This window comes from Peribacillus sp. NPDC058002, from assembly GCF_042886655.1.
Lineage (GTDB): Bacteria > Bacillota > Bacilli > Bacillales > DSM-1321 > Peribacillus > Peribacillus aracenensis.
Genome location: NZ_JBHVQU010000503.1, coordinates 1 through 1353, shown reverse-complemented (window position 1 = coordinate 1353; position 1353 = coordinate 1). Strand labels below are relative to the sequence as shown.

Below are 1353 nucleotides of genomic sequence, written 5' to 3'. Positions count from 1 at the left end.
CAATCAACGTTAAATCGTTTCGTTTTAAAAACAACAATCTTTACGAAAAGAGCCTAAAACAAAAATAGGTTTTCCTTCTTGGTACGGTTTTATGAAATCAACGGGAACTTTTTTGAGGGTTTGTGAAATTTGAACTTTCATTTCCACTCCAGGCACTCGCTTTCCGAGGGCGGCCCGGGAGCCTCCACAGCGCTCTTAACGCCTGTGGGGTCTCCCTTGGACGCGTTTCCCGCAGGAGTCTCGCGCCTTCCGTTCCAAACAACTGGAATGTTTCTTTAACGCTGTTTTCGCATAAATTGTTGCTTTCTTGCCCCCCTATTGATAGGTCGATAAAATCATGTTTAAGGTGGCGACGGTATGTGGTTAGATGTGTATGAAGATGTAAATGAACTTACAAAAGAAGAACAATTTGAGCTTTTAAAGCACTTAAAAACGACTTATTTCCAGATGAACCTGATAAGATTACCGAACTTCTCAAAACTATCCAAGAAATTCGTTTTAGTAGCGGAATGGCTTGGGTTCATTGTGGGAGTACAGCAGCAAAACGGAAAGGAAAGTACAAGATACGTCAACGCTATCTGTGTAAAGATTGCAATAAGACCTTTAACGATATGACCAAAACACCATTTTTAGGCTCACGCTATCCTGAAAAATGGGTAAAGTAAATGGAAATGATGGTTGAAGGCTACACACTGCCCAAAATTGCTAAACGCCTAAAAATACACATTTCAACTGCTTTTTATTGGAGACATAAAATCTTAAATGCACTTCGTTCAGTAGACTTTGAATAATTATAAGGTATTGTGGAAATTGACGAGACTTTCTTTCTTGAGTCAATGAAAGGGCAAGAAGTTACACACCATATAGCCAAGAAGTGTACTGCAAAAGACGAAAAAAGAGGCATATCTGACCTAAAAATTGCTGTTGTGGCCGCACAAGACCGTATTTATAATATCGTTGCTCTAAAAGCCGGTACAGGGCGTGTCAAAGCGAAGAGATTGATGCAGCGATTGGCAAATATATTCATCCAACTGCTTTACTATGCACTGATACGGTAACTAACTACAAGAAGTTTGCCAACATTAAAGGCTTACAATACTAAACAATCAATGAACGTCAAAAACTACGGGTGAAGAAAGGTATTTTTCATATTCAGCACGTTAATAACTTTCATAGTCGATTGAAAACGTGGATTAGACGTTTCCAAGGCGTGACTACAAAATACCTTTATAACTATCCCTATTGGTTTGGTTAGAAATAGATAAGCATTTAGCATTTGAAAAAATAAGTTGAGCAAAAGCTTATTTCAGCCAGTTAAAAATCAAATAATACAACAGTTCAGATGTTAAGAAC

General features: G+C 38.1%; 1 pseudogene. It reads left to right on the top strand.

Annotation, left to right across the window (positions count from 1 at the left end):
* Positions 1-357 precede the first annotated feature (357 nt).
* A pseudogene (locus ACFVSH_RS26690) lies at positions 358-1318 on the top strand (IS1595 family transposase).
* The last annotated feature ends 35 nt before the right edge of the window (positions 1319-1353 follow it).